The following is a 19,671-nucleotide window of genomic DNA, read 5'->3' as shown; positions in this document are numbered from 1 at the left end:
GGTGACCGCGGACCGGACCCCGCTCCCCACCTCCGGTCGTTTCGCGGCTCCCCAGGATCGGGAGTTCCCCACGACGTCCCGTGGCCGTCGCACCCGCGAGGCCTTGGTGAAGGGGGCGCGCACGGTCTTCGCCCGTGACGGCTTCCTCGACTCGCGACTGGTGGACATCGCGACCGAGGCCGGTATCGCGGTGGGCTCGTTCTACACCTACTTCGCCAGCAAGGAGGAGGTCCTCCTGGCCGTGCTGGAGAATGTCAACGAGGGCATGTTGCATCCGGTGATGGAGGCGGCCTCGGTGGAACATGCCAGCCTCGCGGATCGGATCCGGGCCTCCCATCGGGCCTTCCTGCGCGGCTATCGGGAGAATGCGGACCTGATGCGCCTGCTGGAGCAGGCCAGCGCGATCGATCCGGAGTTCGCCCAGTGGCGTCTCGCCCGCGATACCGCCTTCGTCGAGGTGAATGCCCGGTGGATCGCTCGGCTACAGGAGGACGGGCTCGCCGATGCCGAGCTGGACGCGTGGCTGATGGCGGCCGCTTTCTCGGCCACCATCGGGCGCCTGGCGTACTCCTGCTATGTGCTCGGCTCGGAGCGCGACGACGAGGACATGGTGGAGACCTGTGTGCGGATCTGGGTGCGCACCCTGCGGCTCGAGACATCGGCGGCCGAGCGGTGAGCGCGTGCTGCGCTCCCGGCACGGGGCCGGGCACGAGTGTCGCGTTGAGCGCGCCCGCACCCGATCGGCGATCCACGCGCGGGCAGCTGCGGGTCCCCGCCGGGTCCTTCCTCATGGGGGATCCCTTCGACGAGGGCTATCGCGACGACGGCGAGATACCGGTGCACGAGGTCGAGCTGCCGGCCTTCCACCTCGACGCGACGGCCGTCACCAATGCGCAGTTCGCGACCTTCGTCAAGGCCACCGGGTACCGGACCGAGGCCGAGGAGCTGGGTGTCTCGGCGGTCTTCCACCTGGCGTTCGAGGGGAACCCGGCCGATGTGGTGCAGCGCGTCGCGGAGGCTCCCTGGTGGTTGGCCGTCGCGGATGCCTGCTGGCGGGCGCCTGAGGGCCCAGGATCGGATATCGCACGACGACAGAACCATCCGGTCGTGCATGTGACCTGGAACGACGCGCAGGCGTATTGCGCGTGGGCGGGCAAGCGCCTTCCCACGGAGGCCGAGTGGGAGTACGCGGCGCGTGGGGGCCTGGCACAGGCGCGTTTCGGATGGGGGGATGAGCTCACACCCCGTGGCCGGTGGCGCTGCAATATCTGGCAGGGTCGATTTCCGGTCGAGAACTCCCTGGACGACGGCTTCCTGACGACGGCTCCGGTGAAGTCCTATGCGCCGAATGACTACGGACTCTGGCAGATGAGCGGCAACGTCTGGGAGTGGTGCGCCGACTGGTTCTCGGCCGACTACTACGCCCAGTCGCCCGTCCAGAGCCCGCGAGGACCGGAGGCGGGCGACCGGCGGGTCATGCGCGGCGGCTCCTATCTCTGCCACGACTCGTACTGCCACCGCTATCGGGTCGCCGCTCGATCGGCCAATACCCCCGATTCGGCATCGGCCAATACGGGGTTCCGCTGCGCCAACGACGGTGAACCAGGTTAGTCCACTGGACTAACCTGGTCCTATGAGCATCACCGTCAACATCCACGAGGCCAAGACGCAGATGTCGCGGCTCGCGCGTGCCGTCGAGGCAGGGGAGACCGTCATCGTCGCCCGTGCCGGCACGCCGATCATGGAGTGGCGGTCGGTGCGACCGCGAGTGCCGCTGTTCGGCTCGCGGCCGGGTCTGTTCGGAGATCGCTGGGAGGAGGCCTTCACTGAGGAGGCGGACGCCGAGGTCCGTGCGATGTTCGATGAGGATCTCGGGCTCGATGATCCTGCTTGACACGCATCTCATCGTCTGGCTGACGGAGGGTGATAACAGGCTGGGGCCGGAAGCCGCCGAGGCCATCGGGACTCGGCATCCAGCCTATTACTCGGCGATCAGCGTCATGGAGCTGCAGATCAAGGCGATGCGAGGAAAGCTGCGCATGCCCGAGGGTCTCTGCTCGATCCTCGACGATGTCGGGCTCCGGCAGCTGTCCTGGGTCGGTGAGCATGCCGAGGCGATGGGGGAGCTCCCCGAGCTCGCCGGACACGATCCCTTCGACCGTGCGCTCGTGGCGCAGGCGGCAGCCGAGCAGCTGGCCTTCCTCACGGCCGATCGGCGACTGCTGGCGCTCGGGCGGCCGTGGATCCTCGACGCCAGCCGCTGAGCCTCACGGGCGGAGGTCGAGCCGCATCAGCACACGGGGGAAGCCGTTGAGCACCGAGTCCGTGTCGGCGGCGTGGGTGAAGCCGGCGTGCTCGAAGAGTGCCCGTGTGCCCACATAGGCCATCGTGAGATCGACCTTCTCGCCCCCGTTGTCGACCGGGTAGGCCTCGACCGCCGGGGCGCCTTGGGACCGGGCGAAGTCCACCGCTCCGGCCACGAGGTCGTGGCTGATGCCCTGCCCGCGGTGGCCGGGGCGGACCCGCACGCACCAGAGCGACCAGACATCGAGATCGTCGACGTGGGGGATCCGGCGGTTCGTGGCGAAGCTCGTATCGGCGCGCGGATGGATGGCCGCCCAGCCGGCCACCTCGTCGCCGTCGTAGGCCAGCACCCCGGGTGGTCCGCCGGCCATCAGCTCGCGGACGCGGTCCCCGCGTGCGGGACCGGAGAGCGAGCGGTTGACCCGTCCTGGCACCCGGTAGCTCAGGCACCAGCAGACATTGGCATCGGGCCGTTTGGGCCCGACCATCGTGGCCACGTCATCGAAACGCGTGGCGGGTACGACTCTCACCAGCTCAGCATCGCAGACATCCGGTCCCTGACTTGTGCGTGATGCAGCTCTCATCCTAGGGTGGCCTTTGACGGTGGCGTCAACGTCAACGCTCGAGACGAGGAGAAGGAAACCCGATGAAGAGACCGACCATGTCGCGCTGGGAAGCGGGACTGTTGCTGGGAATCGTGGTGTACGCCGTGGTCGCCTATCTGCCGTGGACGCACGAGACGACGCTCGCGCGCGTCAGCGTCTTCGCGTGGATGATGTTCGGGCTGATGATCGTCGCCCCGCTGCTCGGGCTCATCGTGGCGCTGGCCGACAAGGACGGTGAGTGAGCATGGCCATCGCGATCGTCGTCCTCTACTTCCTGGTCCTCGTCGTCATCGGTGTCATGGCCCACCGTCGGGTGAAGGGTTCCACCGACGAGTTCTTCGTCGCCGGGCGTAGCCTCGGCACGTTCACCAACTCCTGGGCCTTCCTGGCCTCGCTGGCCAGCGGCGGCTCGGTCCTCGCGACCGTGGGCACCGGACTGGCACTCGGCTGGCCCTATGGGTCGGCCCTCCTCGCCGGCGCGCCGGTCGGCTTCGTCGTCGCGTCGATCCTCGTGGCGCGCCCGTTGCGCCAACTGGGGCGCTACACGGTGCCGGACTACTTCCGCTGGCGGTACAACAGCAAGATCATCGCCTGGACCGTGCCGATCATCATCGTGCTGGCGAGCTCGGCGTATATCGTCGCCCAGCTGAAGGGCGCCAGCATCGTGGCCACCTATGTGCTCGGCGTGGACTACCGGTGGGGGCTGTGGGGTGCGGGCATCGCCTTCGTGCTCTACGTGGCGATCGGCGGCTTCCTGTCGGTCACCTGGAATGACATCTTCCAGGGCATCCTCATGGTCGCGGCCGTCGCGGGATTCGCGGTCGCGGTGCTGACGGCGATGGACGGCTACGGTGCGAGCTACAACGAGGCGATGGACCGGTTCCCGAACCTGGGCGCCTTCGCCGCGCTGCCCATGGCCTCCTATGTCGGAGCGCTGGTGACCTGGGCCGCGGCCATCTCGGTCACGCCGCACGTCATCATGCGGGTGTACTCGTCCAAGGACGTGCGGTCGGCGCGCATCTCGCTCAATGTGGCGATGCTGATCTTCGGTGCCATGATGCTGATGATCACCTTCGTGCTGACACCGGGCGCGGCCGTCCTGATGGGCGATATCGACCTCTCCGATCCGGACGCCGTCTTCTTCGCTCTCTCGGAGACCGTGCTCAATCCGCTGATGCAGGGCATCATCGCCGCCGCGGTCCTCGCCGCGATCATGTCGACGACGGCCGGCCTGCTGATGGCCTGTAACTCGGCCGTGGCGCACGACATCTACGCGACCTTGCTCAAGCCCGATGCCAGTGAGAAGTCGATCGTCCGCGTGGCCGGAGCGACCACATGGGTCATCGGTCTGATCGCGATCGTGCTGGCGATGAACCCGCCGGAGTTCCTGGTGGTGCTCTACACCGCGGCGGTCGGCCTGCTCGCCGCGTCGTGCTTCGCCCCGATGGTGCTCGGCATCTGGTGGTCGAAGGCCACAACCGCGGGGGCCACCGCCGGCCTGCTGGTCGGGTCGATCTCCTTCGCCGTCGCCTTCATCGGATTCGACATGCCGGCCTCGTCCGAGGTGCTCATCGGCCTGCCGCTCTCGATCGTCGCGATGGTCGTCGTGAGCCTCGTGACCAAGCCGGCCGAGCACGAACATGAGTCCGAGGAGGACAGCGCACCCGTCCACGTGTGAGCCGGCCGGAAACACGGGAGGGGTCCGTCGCCATGGTGACGGACCCCTCCCGTGTTGCGTCGGCGCTCCACCCCGCCCTTGGCGGTAGACCCTCAACCTTTCCGCCACGCCGCCGGTAGCTGATCAACCTTTCGCACGTGACGGCGGTAGTCGGTCAACCTTTCCTGGCCCGAATGGGGTTGCTGCCCTACCGCCGCTCACCGGCGGGTGCGGTGAGCGGAGTGGCGGGCACGGTGGCGGGGTGGCGGTAGGGCAGCAACGTTATCCGCGTCCGATGGGGTTGACCACCTACCGCCACCGCGAGGGAAGGGTTGACCAGCTACCGCCGGTGCCCGGAAGGGAAAAGGTCGGCCGCCCCTCGTGGAGGGACGGCCGACTCGGAGCTGAGCTGCTCAGCGGTTGAGGGCCGCGGCATCCTCGGCGAGCTCGTGCTTGCGGACCTTGCCGGTCGCGGTCATCGGCAGGGCGCCGACGACCTTGACGAGCGGCACCTTGTACGTCGCCATGTTCTCGCGGCTCCAGGAGACCAGCTCCTCGGCCGTCACCGTCGCCCCCTCCGCCGGCAGCACGAAGGCCACCGGACGCTGGCCGGAGTCCGGATCATCGGTCGGGACCACGGCCACGGACTCCACCAGCGGATGCTGGGCGAGCAACACCTCGATCTCGGCGGGGAACACGCTCATGCCCTTGACCTTGATCATCTCCTTGCGGCGGCCGAGGTAGTGCAGCAGACCCTGCTCGTCGATGCGGCCGTTGTCGCCGGTGTGGATCCAGCCGTCGACGAGCTGATCGGCCGTCGCCTCAGGGTTGCGCCAGTAGCCATCGGTCACCGAGGGGCTGCGGACGATGATCTCGCCGACCTCGCCCAATGACAGGGGAGTCTGGGTGCCGAACTCGACGACCGCGATGTCGGTCCCCGGCACCGGCAGGCCGCAGAATACCGGCTCGGCCAGGAGATCCTCGTCGTCGGTCGCGAAGCCGTAGGGCACGCAGTCGATCGTGTGGGTCTCCGTCATCCCGTAGGACGACTCGCGCAGCGTCCCGCTCGACGGCGCTGCGGCGGCCCAGTCGGCGCGCACCTGCGGAGTCATCTTGCGGACGAAGGACACGGCCTGGGGGTCGACCAGCGACGACAGGTCGCGCTCGCCGATATCGGGGCGCGCCATCAGCTCCAGGTAGTTCTCCACCGTGCCGGTCATGACGCTGACGCCGAAGGCCTCGATCGCGTCCAGCGTCGTCGCGGCGTCCCAGCGCGCCATCAGCACGCTCGTGCCGCCCAGCACGAAGGGCAGCAGGATGCCGAGATCCTCGCCGGCGATCCAGAAGATCGGCAGATAGCACAGGCTGGTGAAGCCGGGCTCGGCGGAGAGCTGGGTCGCCGTGGTCGCCGACGCGGCGGTGTAGAGCATGTGCCGCTGGGTGTGCTGGCAGCCCTTCGGCAGGCCGGTCGTGCCGCCGGTGTAGTTGAGCGCGGCGAGGGCATCGAGGTCGCCGTCGTCCCCGGTGAACGGCTCATGGGCGATGGCATCGGCCCATCCGTCCTCGACGATCAGTACCGGCACCGGGCTGTCGAGGCGGGGCTGTACCTCCTCCACGGTCGACGCGAGCGCACGGTTGGTGAGGACCAGCCCTGGTTCCGCATCGCGCAGCTCATGGGTGAGCTCGGCCGGGGCGAACATCGGGTTCACGGGGACGTGCACGGCACCGAGGCGCAGGATGGCCAGGAAGGCGATGACGAACTCGGGGCTGTTGCCGAGGTAGACCGCGACACGGTCCCCGCGCGAGATGCCCTGGTCCGCCATCCACCCGGCGAGCCGGCGATGCAGGTCGTCGAGCTCGGGATAGGTGAAGGCGGTGCCTTCGAAGGTCAGTGCCGTGGTAGCGGGACGCTGCGCGGCCCAGTGGCTGACGTGGGCCGGGATGGTGATCTCACCGGCCGGGTAGACGACGTGATCGGGGATCTCGGCGGGACGGCGGCGTGCCTGCAGCTGTCGTAGATCGGCGATGTAGGAGTCGAGATCGGTGGTGCTCACTGGTCGCTCGCTCATGGGGGAGTCCTCTCTCACCAGGTGTCGATATAGCGGGTGCCGCGTTCGGCGGGGGTGTGCTGGCCGAGGGTCGCGAGGATCCACCGCCGTGAGTCGGCGGGGTCGATGACCTCGTCGAACTCGTGCTTCATGGCGCCGTTGATGGCCTTGCCGGTCTCATAGTGCTCGTCGATCAGCTGCTGATAGCGGCGCTCACGCTGGCCGGGATCGGTGATCGCGTCCAATTCCTTGGAGAAGCCGAGGCGCACCGCTCCTTCCAGGCCCATGCCGCCGATCTCTCCGGTGGGCCACGCGATCGTCGCGATGGTGGCCATGAAGCTGCCGGCAGCCATCGCCTGGGCTCCGAGCCCGTAGCCCTTGCGCAGCACGATCGTCATGACCGGCACTCGCAGATGGGAGGAGATGACGAACAGTCGGCTGAAGTGGCGGACCGTCGCGGTCTTCTCCGATTCGGGCCCCACCATGAAGCCCGGGGTGTCGCAGAGCGACACGACCGGGAGGCCGTGCGCATCGCACAGCTGCAGGAAACGGGCCATCTTGTCGGCGCCGTCGGCGTCGATCGCGCCGCCCAGGTGGGCCGGGTTGTTGGCGATCAGGCCGACTGCCCGGCCTTCGATCCGCACCAGGGCGGTGATGGCGCCAGGGGCGAAGCCGGCGCGCAGCTCCAGCACGGAGTCGTCGTCCGCGAGGAGCTCGATGAGCCGGCGGATGTCGTAGACCTGCTTGCGGTTCTCACCGATGGCATGACGCAGCCGGCGCTGGTCGGCGGCAGTCCACTCGGCGGTCCGGCCGGTGAAATAGGAGAGATAGCGCTGTGCGGCCCTGATCGCGGCGGTGTCGTCCTCGACGAGGATGTCGACCACGCCGTTGGCGGACTGGACGTCCATCGGACCGATGTCCTCAGGGGAGAACTGGCCGAGGCCGCCGCCCTCGATCATCGCGGGACCGGCCATGCCGAGGTTGGCGTCCTCGGTGCCGATGATGACATCGCAACAGCCCAGTAGGGCGGCGTTGCCGGCGAAACAGCGGCCGGTGACGATGCCGATCGTCGGCACCAGCCCGCTCAGGGAGCCCATCGCGGCGAAGGTCGTCACATTGAGTCCGGCCGCGGAGATGTCGGAGGTGTCCGTGTCGCCGGGGCGCCCGCCGCCGCCCTCGGCGAAGAGCACCAGCGGCACCTCGCGCTGTCGGGCGACCTGGATCATCCGGTCGGTCTTCTTGTGGTTGTAGTACCCCTGGGTGCCTGCCAGCACCGTGTAGTCGTAGGCGAGTACGGCGCAGTCGACCTCGTCGATCCGGGCCAGGCCGGTGATGATGCCGTCCGCGGGGGTGTTGGCGATGAGGTCGTCGATATCGCGCCGGCTGCGTTGTGCCGCGACCGGGAAGGTGCCGTATTCCAGGAAGCTCTCGGCGTCGACGAGGGCGTCGATGGACTCGCGGGCGGTGAGGTGGCCCTTGGCGTGCCGTCGTGCCACCGCCTCGGGGCGGGCGGCGTCGCGGGTCTGGGCAACGCGGTCGCGCAGCTCGGCCAGATCGGGCCGGACGTGGTCGAGGTCGTGCTCGGCGGCCTCCTCGTCGGCATCGTGCTCGGCGGCCTCGCTGATGTCGAGGCGTGCGATCAGCTGGCCGGCGGCGACCTGCTCACCGACGTGCACCAGCACCTCCGTCACCGTGCCGGGTGCGCCCGCGGTCACCGGGTGCTCCATCTTCATCGACTCCAGGGTCACGATGCTGCGCCGTGGTCCGACGCTCGTGCCGGGCTCGACATCGACCGAGAGGACGGTGCCACCGAGGGGAGCGGCCACCTCGCCGGCGGTCGCGGGGGCGTCGGGGGCCTCGTGGGCGAGCCGCTCGTCGAGGTAGGCGGTCGTCATCGTGCCCTCGGTGACCACAGGGTCGATGAGGATCTCGCGCAGCAGCCCGATGTTGGTGCCGACGCCGTCGAGGACGAGGCCGTCGAGGGCCTTGACGGCATCCGCGCAGGCGGCCGCGAAGTCCCCCTCGGTGACCGTGACGACCTTGGCGAGGAGGGAGTCGAAGGTGCCGTCGACGACCGTCCCGGTGGTCACATAGGTGTCGACGCGCGCGCCGGTGGGCAGTTCGACATGCTCGATCGTGCCCGTCGTCGCGCTCAGCGTGCCGTTCACCACCTGTTCGGCGTTGACCCGCGACTGGATCGCGAAGCGGCCGGCGGGCGGCGCGACCATGCGGTCGGCGACCCCGAGATCGCCCAGTGTGCGGCCGGTGGCGACCTGGAGCTGGAGGGTGACCAGGTCGGTGCCGAGCAACTCCTCGGTGATCGTGTGTTCGACCTGCAAGCGGGGGTTCGCCTCGATGAAGACGTGATCGAGCTTGCCGGTGCGGACGAGCTCGTCGGCATCGACGAGGAATTCGACGGTGGCGAGTCCGCGGTAGTCCAGCGGGTCGAGCAGTGCGAGCGCGTCGGCCATGAGGCGCTCGCGATGCGCATCCGTCAGCGCCGGGCTCGGAGCGATCTCGAGGACCTTCTGGTGGCGACGCTGGACGCTGCAGTCGCGTTCGGCGAGCGCGGCGGTGCGGCCCTGGCCGTCGCCGATCACCTGGACCTCGATGTGCCGGGCGGCCGGCATCAGCCGCTCGGCGTAGACATCGCCACGGCCGAAGGCGCGCTGTGCCTCCGAGGAGCAGCGCGCGACGGCGCTCTCGAGCTCTTCGGGATCGGTCACCGCGCGCATGCCGCGGCCGCCGCCCCCCACGACCGCCTTGACCATGACGCCGGCCGGATGCTTCGCCAGCAGGTCGGCGATCTGTCCGGTGTCGGCGGGGGAGGGGGTCGAGGCCAGCACGGGCACGCCGACCGACCGCGCGTGGTCGCGGCTGGCTCCCTTGTCGCCGAAGAGCCGCAGCGCTCCGGCGTCGGGACCCACGAAGACGAGGCCCGCGGACGCGCAGGCCTCGGCCAGCTCAGGGCTCTCGCTGAGGAATCCGTAGCCGGGATGGACGGCCTCGGAGCCGGTCTGGCGGGCAGCCTCGATGATCGCGCCGACGTTCAGGTAGCCGCTCACACCGGAGTCCGGCAGCCGGTGGGAGGACGGGTCCAGGGAAGGCTCGCCGGCAGCGTGCACGTGCTGCGGGACCCATCCGAGGGAACGGACCGCACGGGCGATACGGACGGCGATCTCGCCTCGGTTGGCGATGAGGACCTTCATTGCGGACTCCTGCTGCTCGTGATGTCGACCACTGTGAGCATACCGCCGTTGACGTCAACGTCAACGGCTAGTGTGGGTCCATGTCGAGTACCGGGTGGACCACGCGCGAGGCGCATGATCGAGTCGACTCCCCGCGGCGGGCCGAACTGCTGACGGCGGCGCGGTCGGTCTTCGAGCGATTGGGCTACGGGGCGGCGACCATCGCGGACATCACCGCGGAGGCGGGTGTCAGCCGGGCGACCTTCTACGTGTACTTCGCCTCGAAGGCCGAGGTCTTCGCGGTCCTGGCCGAGCAGGTGCGCGATGCCTTCCTCGAGGCGCAGCACGTGAGTGCGGCGGAGGACGACGACATCCTGGCCGTCCTCCGCCGCACGACGGGCACCACGCTCGAGGTGGTCGTGGAGTACCGCTCGCTGATCGTGGTGCTCGACCACCAGTCGCTGGCCGATGAGGACATCGCGCGGGTCTGGAATCCGATCCGTCGCAGCGCCCGGGAGCGCACCGCCCGTTATCTGCAGCGGGCGGTGGACGATGGCCGGATCGACCCCGTCGCCGATCCGCAGATGCTCGCCTTCATGGGTGCGGGGATGAACGACGAGCTGGCTCCCTTGATCGCCGCCGGTGAGCTCACCCCCGACGAGGTCGTCGAGCGGATCATGGGCATCTGGGAGGCGGTGCTGCGTCAGCGGCGCCGGTGATCCTCAGCGCGGATGCTCGGTGAAGCGGCCGATCGACTCGGCGACGCAGATCGGCTTGTCGATGCCCTCGGCCTCGAAGTACTGGGTGGTCACGATCTGCGCGGCGTCATCGCCCGCGCGGTCCACGCGGGTCACGGTCGCCCGCATCCGCACGCGGCTGCCGACCGGGCGGGGGTGGGGGAACCGCACCTTGTCGTAGCCGTAGTTGAGGCTGTGCAGGAAGCCGTCGAAGGCCATCAGCTCCTCCATCATCGCGGGCCCGAGGGACAGCGTGAACAGGCCGTGGCCGATGGTGCCGCCGAAGGGCCCCTCCGCGGCGCGATCGGGATCGACATGGATCCACTGATGGTCGCCGGTGACATCGGCGAACCGGTCGATCTCGTCCTGGGTCAGCGTGTGCCAGGCGGACGGGCCGAGCTCGGTCCCGACGAGGGCCTCCAGCTCGGTGATGGTCGTGGGGCGCAGGGGTGCGGTCATGGATCCTCCTGTGTTGAATGTGAGTTCAAGTTTGACATAGGTGGCGAGCCACGTCACACTCGATCGCGGCGGTGCAGTCCGCCGTGATCGGACTGCCGTCGCCCGAGGAGAGGGGTTCTGAGTGGACAACGCGCGCGACCTGAGGGAGCGGGTCGACGACCTGCTGTTCCAGCACGATCCAGGACGGCTGTCCACCGAGGAGTTCCTCGGCGCACGCTTCGATGCCGGACTCGCCTGGGTGCACTTTCCCGAGGGCCTCGGCGGGCTGGGGCTTCCCCGGGAGCTGAACGCCATCGTCGAGGAGCGCCTCGCCGAAGCGGGCGCGCCCGCGCCCGATGCCTCCCGCAACGGGATCGGCCTGGGGATGGCCGCGCCCACGCTGCTCGCCTTCGGCACCGAGGAGCAGCAGCGCCGCTACCTGCGACCGCTGTTCACCTGCGAGGAGATCTGGTGCCAGCTGTTCTCCGAGCCCGGGGCGGGGTCGGATCTCGCCGCTGTCGCCACCCGCGCCGTACCCGACGGCGACACCTGGGTCGTCGACGGCCAGAAGGTCTGGACCTCCGGTGCTCACAACGCGCAGCGCGCGATCCTGGTGGCCCGCACCGATGTGCACGTGCCGAAGCACGCCGGCCTCAGCTACTTCGTCGTCGACATGTCCGATCCCGGCCTGGACGTCCGGCCGCTGCGCCAGATCACCGGCGAGGCCGAGTTCAACGAGGTCTTCCTGAGCGGCGTCCGGGTGCCCGATGCCGACCGGATCGGTGCGGTCGGCGAGGGCTGGAAGGTCGCCACGACGACCCTCAACAACGAACGTGTCGCGATCGGCGCCGGGGCCGATCGGGAGGCCGGCCAGATCGGTCTCGTCGCGCGCCGCTGGCGCGAGGAGCCGGAGCTCCGCACCGCGGCGGCCCACGAGGAGCTCCTGCGCTGGTGGGTCGAGTCGGAGGTCACGCGCATCGCCGGTGAGCGGGTGCGGCAGCAGCTCGCGGCCGGTCAGCCCGGACCGGAGAGCTCGGCGATGAAGCTGGCCTTCGCCCAGCAGGCCCAGGCCATCACCGGCTTCGCCCTCGAGCTCGACCCCGATGCCGGCCTGCTGTACGACGACTGGACGATGGTCCGCTCGGTCTCCGCGTCCTTCCTCGGGCGCGAGCCGGGATTCCGCTATCTGCGCGCCAAGGGCAACTCGATCGAAGGCGGCACCAGCGAGATCATGCGCAATGTCATCGCCGAGCGGGTGCTCGGCCTGCCCGCCGAACAGCGCCCCGACAAGGGCGTCCCCTTCAACGAGGTGCCGCGATGAGCGAGCGTCAGCGAGTGAGTCATCGGTGGGGTGTCATGCCGGCGCCTCGCTACCGTCTTTCCTTCTGCGAGGTGCTGGCATGAGCGATCTGCTGTACTCCGATGTCGAGCTGTCGCTGCGCGACAGCGTCCGCGCCGCGCTCAAGCGTCGCGCCCCGCAGGAGGCCACGGCCCTTCTTTACGACGATCCGTCCGCCGATCGGTCGGCGGCCTGGGACGCGCTCGCCCGCGACCTGGGGCTCGCGGGTCTCCTGATCTCCGAGGACCACGGCGGCGCCGGTGCGAGCGCACGGGAGGCCGCCGTGGTCCTCGAGGAGATCGGCCGCGCGGTCGCGCCCGTGCCGTTCCTGACCAGCGCGGTCATCGCCACGACGGCTCTCGCGGTCGCCGGCGACGAGACCGTCCTGCCGCGGCTGGCGGCGGGCGAGGTCACGGCCGTGCTCGTGCTCCCGTGGAGCGCCCGGGCCGGTGCCTGGCAGGCCGGAGAGCCGGGTGCGGACATCGGCCCGGTCGCCGGGGCCCTCGATGCCGATCTCTTCGTGGTGCCCGTGGCGGGCGACGACGAGCTGGAGCTGCGGGTCTACTCCCGCGACGAGGTCGAGACGACCGCGCTGACCTCCCTCGACATGAGCCGTCAGCTGGCGACGGTCCGGACGAAGGGCGACGGCCGTCTCGTCCTCGGCGGGACGAGTGCCGTCCAGGCGGTCGACGAGGCGCTCTCCACCGGACAGGCGCTGCTGGCCAGCGAGCAGTACGGCATCGCGTCCTGGTGCCTCGAGGCGACCGTGGACTACGTCAAGACCCGTATCCAGTTCGCCCGGCCCATCGGCTCCTTCCAGGCGATCAAGCACCGGCTGGCGGATCTCTTCCTCCAGGTCACCCAGGCCGGGGCGGTGGCGCGCTATGCCGCCGACACGCGGGCACGTGGCGACGAGGACGCCGCCACGGCACAGGCGCTCGCGCAGGCCTACTGCTCCGATGTCGCCGTCCATGCCGCCGAGGAGGCCTTGCAGCTGCACGGTGGCATCGGCATGACGTGGGAGCATCCCGTGCACCTCTATCTCAAACGAGCCAAGGCCGATCAATTGGCGCTGGGCACCCCCGCCGTCCACCGCGCCGATCTCGCCGATCTCGTCGACCTGCCCGCCTGACCGACTAGGAGCATCCATGGACCTCGATACCCTCTTCTCCCTCGACGGGCGCACGGCCATCGTCACCGGTGGCTCGCGCGGCATCGGCAAGATGATCGCCGAGGGCTATGTGCGTAGCGGCGTGCGCGTCTACATCACGGCCCGCAAGGCCGACGAATGCGAGGCCACCGCCCGCGAGCTGTCGGAGCTGGGCCACTGTGTGGCGCTGCCCGGTGATATCTCGACGACCGAGGGCATCGCCGATCTCGTCGCGCGGTACGGCGAGCTCGAGGACTCCCTGGACATCCTCGTCAACAACGCCGGTGCGGCCTGGGGCGCACCCTTCGCGGAATTCCCCGAGTCCGGCTGGGACAAGGTCATGGACTTGAACGTGAAGACGCCGTTCTTCCTCACGCAAGCGCTCGCTCCGTTGTTCGCCCGGCGCAATGGCGATCATCTGGCCAAGGTCATCAACATCGCCTCGATCGACGGCATCTCGCTCAACCCGCAGGAGACGTACTCCTATCACGCCTCGAAGTCCGCGGTCATCCAGCTGACGCGGCGGATGGCGGTTCGGCTCGTCGAGGACGGCATCGTGGTCTCGGCGATCGCGCCGGGCGCCTTCGCCTCGCGGATGAACCAGGATGCCCGCGATCGTGCCGACGAGGTCGTGACCGGTGTCCCCTCGGGACGTATCGGCACGCCCGAGGACATGGCGGGTGCCGCCATCTACCTGGCCTCTCGTGCGGGTGACTACGTCGTGGGCTCGACTCTGGTCGTCGACGGCGGTGTCACGCACGCCCGCTGAGCGATGCGGTCGCCCGGCTCGGGCAAGATGGGTGCGGTGCGCCGCCGGACGGCGTGACGAGCAAGGAGGCGCGCGTGGCTGAGGACGACAACCGACGGACACCGGTCACCCCACGGGGTGCCCGGACCCGGCAGGCGCTCATCGACGCCGCCCGGGTCGTGTTCGAGCGCGACGGCTATCTCGACGCGCGGCTGACCGACATCACGGCGGAGGCCCGCTGCTCGACAGGGTCGTTCTACACCTATTTCACCAGCAAGGAGGAGATCTTCGCCGCCGTCATGGAGATGACGAAGAACGAGATGCTCCATCCGGGGGTGTCGAGGGTCAGTGAGGACGACGACCCGGTGGCGGTGATCGCGGCCAGCAACCGGAGCTATTTCGAGAGCTACCGCCGCAATGCCAAGCTGATGCAGCTGCTGGAGCAGGTGGCCAATGTCGATCCGCGGGTGCGGGAGGTGCGCCAGGAGCGCGCGCGGGCCTTCGTGGAGCGCAACGCCCGCAGCATCGCCGACCTGCAGGAGCGCGGGCTCGTCGACCCCGACCTCGACTCGCTGGTGGCCTCGTGGGCGCTGTCGAGCATGGTCAGCCGACTAGCGTTCAGCGCCTTCGTCCTGAAGGAGATCCCCGATGGCGATCACCTCGTCGACACCTGCACCCGGTTGTGGTGCAATGCGCTGCGCCTGTGACGGGTGAGACATGAGCGAGGGGCGGCGGGGATGACTCCCCGCCGCCCCTCGTGATCGGGCTGGACGTCAGCCGGCCGCGACGCTCTCGCGCATCCGCTTGAGCTCGCCGCGGGCGATGGTGCGCTTGTGCACCTCGTCGGGTCCGTCGGCGATCCGCAGCGTCCGCTGGTGCGCGTAGAAGCCCGCGAGCGGGACGTCATCGGTGACGCCGGCGCCGCCGTGCACCTGGATCGCCCGATCGATGATCTTGAGGGCCACCTGCGGGCCGGCGACCTTGATGGCCGCGATCTCGGTCCGCGCCTTCTGGTTCCCGACGGTGTCCATCAGCCAGGCGGTCTTGAGGGTCAGCAGTCGGATCATCTCGATATCGATGCGGGCCTCGGCGATCCAGTCCTGGATATTGGAGCGGTTGGCCACCGGCTCGCCGAAGGTGACGCGTTCCTGCGCGCGGCTGATCATCAGGTCCAGTGCGCGCTCGGCCATGCCGATCGAGCGCATGCAGTGGTGGATCCGCCCCGGCCCGAGGCGCGCCTGGCTGATCATGAAGCCGTCGCCCTCGCCGGCCAGCAGCGCCGTTGTCGGCACCCGGACGTCCTCGAAGAGAATCTCGGCATGACCCTCGCGGTCCTGGTAACCGAAGACCGGCAGCCCGCGCACGATGGTCACCCCGGGGGTGTCGAGCGGCACCACCATCATCGACTGCTGGCGGTGGGTCGCCGCCTGCGGATCGGTCTTGCCCATGACGATGAGGACCCGGCAGTTCGCGTGTAGCGCATTCGAGGCGAACCACTTGCGCCCGTTGAGCACGTACTCGTCACCGTCGCGGGTCATCGAGAGCTGGACATTGGTGGCATCGGAGCTGGCGACGGCCGGCTCGGTCATGCAGAAGGCCGAGGCCATCTCGCCCGCCAGGAGGGGCTTGAGGTACTTCTCCTTGTGCTCATCGGTGCCGAAGAGCTGGAGCACCTCCATGTTGCCGGTGTCGGGGGCATTGCAGTTGCAGGCCTCGGGGGCCAGATGCGGGCTCCGGCCCATGATCTCCGCGAGCGGGGCGTAGTCGAGATTGCTGAGACCGGGCGAGCCCCACTCCTCGTTCTGGTGGGGGTGGAAGAGGTTCCACAGGCCACGCGAGCGGGCCTCGGCCTTGAGCTCCTCGAGCACCGGCGGGTGGAAGTTCGGATTGCCCGACTCGGCCATCTGCGTGTGATAGACGCTCTCGGAGGGGTAGACGTGCTCGTCCATGAAGGCGAGCAGCTTGTCCTGATATTCGCGGCTGCGCTCGGAGAAGGTGAATTCCATGGTGTTCCTCTCGGTCGCCGGCGATCTTCGCCGGCTCGGGGTCAGGGGGTGTGCCAGCCTCGGGGGAAGGTCGGCGTCTGCTTGTCGACGAAGGCGCGCACGGCGGCGATGTGATCGGCGGTGAGCCCGGTCTGCTTATGGCGGGGCACCTCGGCGTCCATCGAGGAGTCCAGGTCCACCAGTGGTGCCTCGAGCAGATTGAGCTTCATGCCCTCCAGCGCGTGCGAGGGGCCTTCGGCGAGCTGCCGTGCGAGCTGTGCGGTCCGTTCGTCGAGGTCGTCCTCCTCGACGAGCCAGTTCAGCAGTCCGAGTCCGGCCGCCTCCTCGCCACGCACGCGGGGGGAGAGGAACATCAGCTCACGGGCCTTGGCGGGTCCGACCAGGTGATGCAGCAACCAGGCGGCGCCGAAGTCTCCGGCCAGTCCGACCCCCGCGAAGGCGGTCGCGAAGACGCTGCGCGGTGTGCCGATGCGCAGGTCGGCCGCGAGCGCCAGTCCCAGGCCGGCTCCGGCCGCCGCGCCGCCGATCGAGGCGAGCACCGGCTTGGGAAAGCGGTGGAGGGCACCGACGGTGCGTCGCTGGTGTTCCTGCTGAGCCCGGATCGCGTCGGGATCGACCTGCTCGGCGCCATTGCCCTCACCGCCGCGCTCATCGAAGTCGCGGACATCGCCGCCGGAGCAGAAGGCTCGCCCCGCGCCCCGGATGACGACGGCGCCGACGTCGGACGAGGTGCTCATCGCGTCGAGCGTCGAGGCGAGGCCCTCGATCATCTCCACGGAGAGAGCATTGCGCCGATCGGGGCGGTTGAGGGTGATCGTCCCGACACCGTCGGCGATCTCGCTGAGGACGTGCGGCTCCTGCTCCATCGGCCTGCCTTCGAAAAATAAGATGAGTTCAAGTTCAACTTGGACGGTAGTCGCCCGGCGCGGTATCGGTCAAGACGGTGTCCGGGTCGCTGCTCAGGGGCGGGTGACCGAGAGGATGCGGAACCCCTTCGCGCTCGCCTCGCGACGGGTAGGGAAGCCCTGCTGCTCCAGCCAACGCTGCAGGGAGTCGGCGCCGAGGTTCTTGCCCACCACCAGTCGCGCCTCACCGGAGCGGGACAATCGCGGCAGCCAGGTCAGCAGCAGCTCGTGCAGCGCCTCCTTGCCGATGCGGATCGGGGGATTGGACCAGATCGCATCGAAGGTCACGTCGGCCGGTACCTCGTCCGGGCGGGCGGCACGCACCGCGAGCGCGTGGCGCTCAGCATTGCGGCGGGTCAGGTCGAGCGCGCGCTCGTTGACGTCGACGGCCCAGACGTCGAGCCCCTCTCCGGCCAGGGAACAGGCGATCGGGCCCCAGCCGCAGCCGAGGTCGAGGACGGTGGCCGGGGCGAGCGGGGGCGTGCTGTGCTGGAGCAGCAGGGCGGTCGCCTTGTCCAGCGCGCCGTGAGCGAAGACCCCGCCGGAGGTCGTGTAACGGCGCTCGGTGCCCCATACGGTGACCGTCGTCTCGCGCTCGTCGGCCGCCGACGACGGGTCGGCCTCGAAGTACTGCTCACCCACCGTCCCAGCCTAGGCCGTGCGCCCCGCGGCCACCTGGGGCGGTGTGTGGTCAACCAGGCGGGCCGGCGCCGGTGGTTGGTGGCTCACCACTCGATCGGCGGGCGGGGGACCGGCGGTTGATGGCTCACCGCCCCCGGGTTGGCGTCAGCGAGTTTCGTGCTCGGCGAGCCAGGCCTTGCGGACCCGTGGCTTGGCGACGGCCAGCCACGCATCGGTCAAGAGCTCGCGCAGTTCGTCGGCGTCGGCCTCTCCCGGGCGGACGAGCACAGCATTCGTGCCGAACTTCCGGAAGTGGTCGATCGTGTAGTACGGCGCATCGGGATCGCCGAGCAGGGCCTCGAGCTCATCCGGGGCGACCTTGAACGCTATCGAGCCGGGACTGTCCGGGGTATCGCGCCACCAGGCGACCAGCACACCTCCGGCCTTCACCGCCGGCATGTTCCAGGTGGTCGTGAGCTCGGTCGAGGGGAACTCCAGCAGGTAGGCCACGATCTCGTCCCAGGTCATGGCTCAGTGTGGCACCGACTGCGCCCAGCGGTCGAGGAGCTCGCGTTGCCCGGCGACGATGCGCTCGCCGGCCTCGGCAGGGGAGAACCAGGCGACGCGGTCGACCTCGGGGAAGTCCTGTTCCTGTCCGGATCTCGGTGGCCAGACCATCGTGAAGGTGCCGGGGTTGATCGTCGCCGGATCGAGATCGTGCTCGACCGCCCAGGCGTGGACGATCTTGCGGGACTGCCGGATCGTGCCGAGCGGGATGTAGGGTCCGTCCGGTGCCGGCAGGCCCAGCTCCTCGGTGAACTCGCGTAGCGCGCACGCCAGCGGCTCCTCGTCCGACTCGATCTCGCCCTTGGGGATCGACCACGCTCCGGCGTCCTTGCGCGACCAGAAGGGCCCGCCCATGTGCCCGAGGAGGATCTCGGCGATGTCCGCCCGCCGGCGGTACAGCAGCAGCCCGGCGCTCTCGACGGTCATGAGCGGCTCACGGCCGCCCGTCGCGGCGCTGTCGTGCCTCGGTGACCCGCGCGGCGAGGCCGTCGGCATCGGGATACCGCACCTCTTCGAGGACGAGGCCGTGGGCGGGCATGACCTTCACGCGCGGGTCACGTTGCCCCGCAGCCAGGATCTCGGCGGCGAACTCGGGCGGGTACCGGCGCTCGCCGACGGCCACGAGGCAGCCCATGAGCGAGCGCACCATCGAGTGGCAGAAGGCATCGGCGCGCACGGTCGTGGCGAGGGTCTCGCCGCCTCGAACGGTCCGCAGATCCAGCAGCGTGCGGATCGTGGTCGCCCCCTCGCGCTGTTTGCAGAAGGCGGCGAAGTCGTGCTCTCCGAGCAGGTGCCGCGCGGCGGCGTTCATCAGCTCGACGTCCAGCGGTCGCGGTTGTGCCACGATCATCCCCCGGGCCAGCGGATCGGGTCCCGCCGGATGATCGGTCATCCGATAGACATACCGACGCTCGAGGGCGGCGAAGCGCGCGTCGAAGTGCTCGGGCGCCGCCGTGACGGCCTTGATGCGGATGTCCGGGGGAACGATGCGGCGCAGCCGGCGTTCCAGGACTCCGGGATGGGAGTCGACATCGACGTGCGCGACCTGCCCTCTGGCATGCACGCCCGCGTCGGTGCGGCCGGCGCAGGTGACGGTGGGTGTCTCGGGCAAGCGCAGCACGGTGCCGAGGGCGGTCTCCAGCTCTCCTTGCACGGTGCGCAGACCCGGTTGCGTGGCCCAGCCCTTGAAGCCGGTCCCGTCGTAGGCCAGGTCGATCCGCATCCGCACCGGTCCAGTGTAGGGACGCGTCGTGGCAGTCACGTGAGGGCCTGAGACGCGGGGGGGGGGGGGGGGGGGGGGGGGGGGGGGGGGGGGGGCCGCCCCCCCCCCCCCCCCCCGCGGGGGGTGGGGAGGGAGG

General features: G+C 69.5%; 21 protein-coding genes. 11 read left to right on the top strand and 10 right to left on the bottom strand.

Annotation, left to right across the window (positions count from 1 at the left end; translation table 11 throughout):
* Position 1: 1 nt before the first annotated feature.
* From JL108_RS01305 to JL108_RS01290, 4 genes are read left to right on the top strand one after another with little or no spacing between them, the layout of a single operon-like run.
* Entirely contained in the window at positions 2-676 is a 675-nt protein-coding gene (locus JL108_RS01305; protein WP_205196568.1) for a TetR/AcrR family transcriptional regulator, read from the top strand.
* A 44-nt stretch (positions 677-720) separates the two neighbouring features.
* Positions 721-1,611 carry a formylglycine-generating enzyme family protein gene (locus JL108_RS01300; protein WP_240190492.1) on the top strand — a complete coding sequence of 297 codons (891 nt, stop codon included), beginning with the start codon at positions 721-723 and terminating at the stop codon, positions 1,609-1,611.
* A gap of 22 nt (positions 1,612-1,633) precedes the next feature.
* A complete protein-coding gene (locus JL108_RS01295) occupies positions 1,634-1,894 on the top strand; it encodes a type II toxin-antitoxin system Phd/YefM family antitoxin (protein ID WP_205196567.1) in 261 nt (86 codons plus the stop codon).
* On the top strand, positions 1,881-2,264 hold the full coding sequence (locus tag JL108_RS01290; protein WP_205196566.1) for a type II toxin-antitoxin system VapC family toxin: 384 nt from the start codon (positions 1,881-1,883) through the stop codon (positions 2,262-2,264). Before JL108_RS01295 ends, JL108_RS01290 begins: the two co-directional genes overlap by 14 nt.
* A gap of 3 nt (positions 2,265-2,267) precedes the next feature.
* Here JL108_RS01290 and JL108_RS01285 read toward each other — a convergent pair whose 3' ends face one another.
* Positions 2,268-2,834, bottom strand: coding sequence for a GNAT family N-acetyltransferase (locus JL108_RS01285; protein WP_307837147.1), 567 nt, complete (start codon positions 2,832-2,834; stop codon positions 2,268-2,270).
* A gap of 116 nt (positions 2,835-2,950) precedes the next feature.
* On the opposite strand from JL108_RS01285, the gene JL108_RS01280 reads away from it, so the two are divergent.
* Together JL108_RS01280 and JL108_RS01275 are read left to right on the top strand one after the other, a co-directional pair.
* On the top strand, positions 2,951-3,151 hold the full coding sequence (locus tag JL108_RS01280) for a hypothetical protein (RefSeq protein ID WP_205196564.1): 201 nt from the start codon (positions 2,951-2,953) through the stop codon (positions 3,149-3,151).
* A 2-nt stretch (positions 3,152-3,153) separates the two neighbouring features.
* Entirely contained in the window at positions 3,154-4,587 is a 1,434-nt protein-coding gene (locus tag JL108_RS01275; protein WP_240190497.1) for a sodium:solute symporter, read from the top strand.
* A 392-nt stretch (positions 4,588-4,979) separates the two neighbouring features.
* On the opposite strand, the gene JL108_RS01270 is transcribed toward JL108_RS01275, so the two are convergent.
* A complete protein-coding gene (locus JL108_RS01270) occupies positions 4,980-6,635 on the bottom strand; it encodes an AMP-binding protein (protein WP_205196562.1) in 1,656 nt (551 codons plus the stop codon).
* A gap of 14 nt (positions 6,636-6,649) precedes the next feature.
* A complete protein-coding gene (locus JL108_RS01265; RefSeq protein WP_205196561.1) occupies positions 6,650-9,823 on the bottom strand; it encodes a carboxyl transferase domain-containing protein in 3,174 nt (1,057 codons plus the stop codon).
* An 80-nt stretch (positions 9,824-9,903) separates the two neighbouring features.
* On the opposite strand from JL108_RS01265, the gene JL108_RS01260 reads away from it, so the two are divergent.
* Positions 9,904-10,521 (top strand): TetR/AcrR family transcriptional regulator, encoded by a 618-nt coding sequence (locus JL108_RS01260; RefSeq protein ID WP_205196560.1) that lies wholly within the window; start codon positions 9,904-9,906, stop codon positions 10,519-10,521.
* A 3-nt stretch (positions 10,522-10,524) separates the two neighbouring features.
* Here JL108_RS01260 and JL108_RS01255 read toward each other — a convergent pair whose 3' ends face one another.
* Positions 10,525-10,998: a MaoC family dehydratase gene (locus tag JL108_RS01255; protein WP_205196559.1), complete on the bottom strand. Its 474-nt coding sequence runs from the start codon at positions 10,996-10,998 to the stop codon at positions 10,525-10,527.
* A gap of 121 nt (positions 10,999-11,119) precedes the next feature.
* Here JL108_RS01255 and JL108_RS01250 point away from each other — a divergent pair, with 121 nt between their 5' ends.
* The 4 genes from JL108_RS01250 to JL108_RS01235 all read left to right on the top strand — a co-directional run bounded on the left by JL108_RS01250 (position 11,120) and on the right by JL108_RS01235 (position 14,921).
* Positions 11,120-12,298, top strand: a complete 1,179-nt coding sequence (locus JL108_RS01250; protein ID WP_205196558.1) for an acyl-CoA dehydrogenase family protein — start codon at positions 11,120-11,122, stop codon at positions 12,296-12,298.
* 79 nt (positions 12,299-12,377) lie between these two features.
* On the top strand, positions 12,378-13,448 hold the full coding sequence (locus tag JL108_RS01245) for an acyl-CoA dehydrogenase family protein (protein ID WP_205196557.1): 1,071 nt from the start codon (positions 12,378-12,380) through the stop codon (positions 13,446-13,448).
* A 16-nt stretch (positions 13,449-13,464) separates the two neighbouring features.
* Entirely contained in the window at positions 13,465-14,235 is a 771-nt protein-coding gene (locus tag JL108_RS01240; RefSeq protein WP_143911415.1) for an SDR family oxidoreductase, read from the top strand.
* Between the two features lie 74 nt (positions 14,236-14,309).
* Positions 14,310-14,921 carry a TetR/AcrR family transcriptional regulator gene (locus JL108_RS01235; protein WP_143911416.1) on the top strand — a complete coding sequence of 204 codons (612 nt, stop codon included), beginning with the start codon at positions 14,310-14,312 and terminating at the stop codon, positions 14,919-14,921.
* Between the two features lie 66 nt (positions 14,922-14,987).
* Here JL108_RS01235 and JL108_RS01230 read toward each other — a convergent pair whose 3' ends face one another.
* The 6 genes from JL108_RS01230 to truA all read right to left on the bottom strand — a co-directional run bounded on the left by JL108_RS01230 (position 14,988) and on the right by truA (position 19,535).
* Positions 14,988-16,220 carry an acyl-CoA dehydrogenase family protein gene (locus JL108_RS01230; protein ID WP_143911417.1) on the bottom strand — a complete coding sequence of 411 codons (1,233 nt, stop codon included), beginning with the start codon at positions 16,218-16,220 and terminating at the stop codon, positions 14,988-14,990.
* A gap of 41 nt (positions 16,221-16,261) precedes the next feature.
* Complete coding sequence (locus JL108_RS01225; RefSeq protein WP_205196555.1) at positions 16,262-17,086, bottom strand: enoyl-CoA hydratase-related protein; 825 nt, start codon at positions 17,084-17,086, stop codon at positions 16,262-16,264.
* Between the two features lie 93 nt (positions 17,087-17,179).
* On the bottom strand, positions 17,180-17,767 hold the full coding sequence (locus tag JL108_RS01220; protein WP_205196554.1) for a class I SAM-dependent methyltransferase: 588 nt from the start codon (positions 17,765-17,767) through the stop codon (positions 17,180-17,182).
* A 144-nt stretch (positions 17,768-17,911) separates the two neighbouring features.
* Positions 17,912-18,274: an MmcQ/YjbR family DNA-binding protein gene (locus JL108_RS01215; protein ID WP_205196553.1), complete on the bottom strand. Its 363-nt coding sequence runs from the start codon at positions 18,272-18,274 to the stop codon at positions 17,912-17,914.
* Positions 18,275-18,277: 3 nt separating this feature from the next.
* A complete protein-coding gene (locus tag JL108_RS01210) occupies positions 18,278-18,739 on the bottom strand; it encodes an NUDIX domain-containing protein (protein WP_240190491.1) in 462 nt (153 codons plus the stop codon).
* A gap of 7 nt (positions 18,740-18,746) precedes the next feature.
* Positions 18,747-19,535: a tRNA pseudouridine(38-40) synthase TruA gene (truA, locus tag JL108_RS01205; protein ID WP_205196603.1), complete on the bottom strand. Its 789-nt coding sequence runs from the start codon at positions 19,533-19,535 to the stop codon at positions 18,747-18,749.
* Between the last annotated feature and the right edge of the window lie 136 nt (positions 19,536-19,671).

Source organism: Aeromicrobium sp. YIM 150415, from assembly GCF_016918125.1.
Classification (GTDB): domain Bacteria; phylum Actinomycetota; class Actinomycetes; order Propionibacteriales; family Nocardioidaceae; genus Aeromicrobium; species Aeromicrobium piscarium.
The sequence above is the reverse complement of the archived record's forward strand: the minus strand, read 5'-3'. Positions and strand labels throughout refer to the sequence as shown.

Coding starts and splice junctions, on each gene's coding strand:
- JL108_RS01295 (WP_205196567.1), top strand. CDS start 1,634: ATGAGCATCACCGTCAACATCCACGAGGCCAAGACGCAGATGTCGCGG.
- JL108_RS01290 (WP_205196566.1), top strand. CDS start 1,881: ATGATCCTGCTTGACACGCATCTCATCGTCTGGCTGACGGAGGGTGAT.
- JL108_RS01280 (WP_205196564.1), top strand. CDS start 2,951: ATGAAGAGACCGACCATGTCGCGCTGGGAAGCGGGACTGTTGCTGGGA.
- JL108_RS01275 (WP_240190497.1), top strand. CDS start 3,154: ATGGCCATCGCGATCGTCGTCCTCTACTTCCTGGTCCTCGTCGTCATC.
- JL108_RS01270 (WP_205196562.1), bottom strand. CDS start 6,635: ATGAGCGAGCGACCAGTGAGCACCACCGATCTCGACTCCTACATCGCC.
- JL108_RS01265 (WP_205196561.1), bottom strand. CDS start 9,823: ATGAAGGTCCTCATCGCCAACCGAGGCGAGATCGCCGTCCGTATCGCC.
- JL108_RS01260 (WP_205196560.1), top strand. CDS start 9,904: ATGTCGAGTACCGGGTGGACCACGCGCGAGGCGCATGATCGAGTCGAC.
- JL108_RS01255 (WP_205196559.1), bottom strand. CDS start 10,998: ATGACCGCACCCCTGCGCCCCACGACCATCACCGAGCTGGAGGCCCTC.
- JL108_RS01245 (WP_205196557.1), top strand. CDS start 12,378: ATGAGCGATCTGCTGTACTCCGATGTCGAGCTGTCGCTGCGCGACAGC.
- JL108_RS01240 (WP_143911415.1), top strand. CDS start 13,465: ATGGACCTCGATACCCTCTTCTCCCTCGACGGGCGCACGGCCATCGTC.
- JL108_RS01230 (WP_143911417.1), bottom strand. CDS start 16,220: ATGGAATTCACCTTCTCCGAGCGCAGCCGCGAATATCAGGACAAGCTG.
- JL108_RS01225 (WP_205196555.1), bottom strand. CDS start 17,086: ATGGAGCAGGAGCCGCACGTCCTCAGCGAGATCGCCGACGGTGTCGGG.
- JL108_RS01215 (WP_205196553.1), bottom strand. CDS start 18,274: ATGACCTGGGACGAGATCGTGGCCTACCTGCTGGAGTTCCCCTCGACC.
- JL108_RS01210 (WP_240190491.1), bottom strand. CDS start 18,739: ATGACCGTCGAGAGCGCCGGGCTGCTGCTGTACCGCCGGCGGGCGGAC.
- truA (WP_205196603.1), bottom strand. CDS start 19,535: ATGCGGATCGACCTGGCCTACGACGGGACCGGCTTCAAGGGCTGGGCC.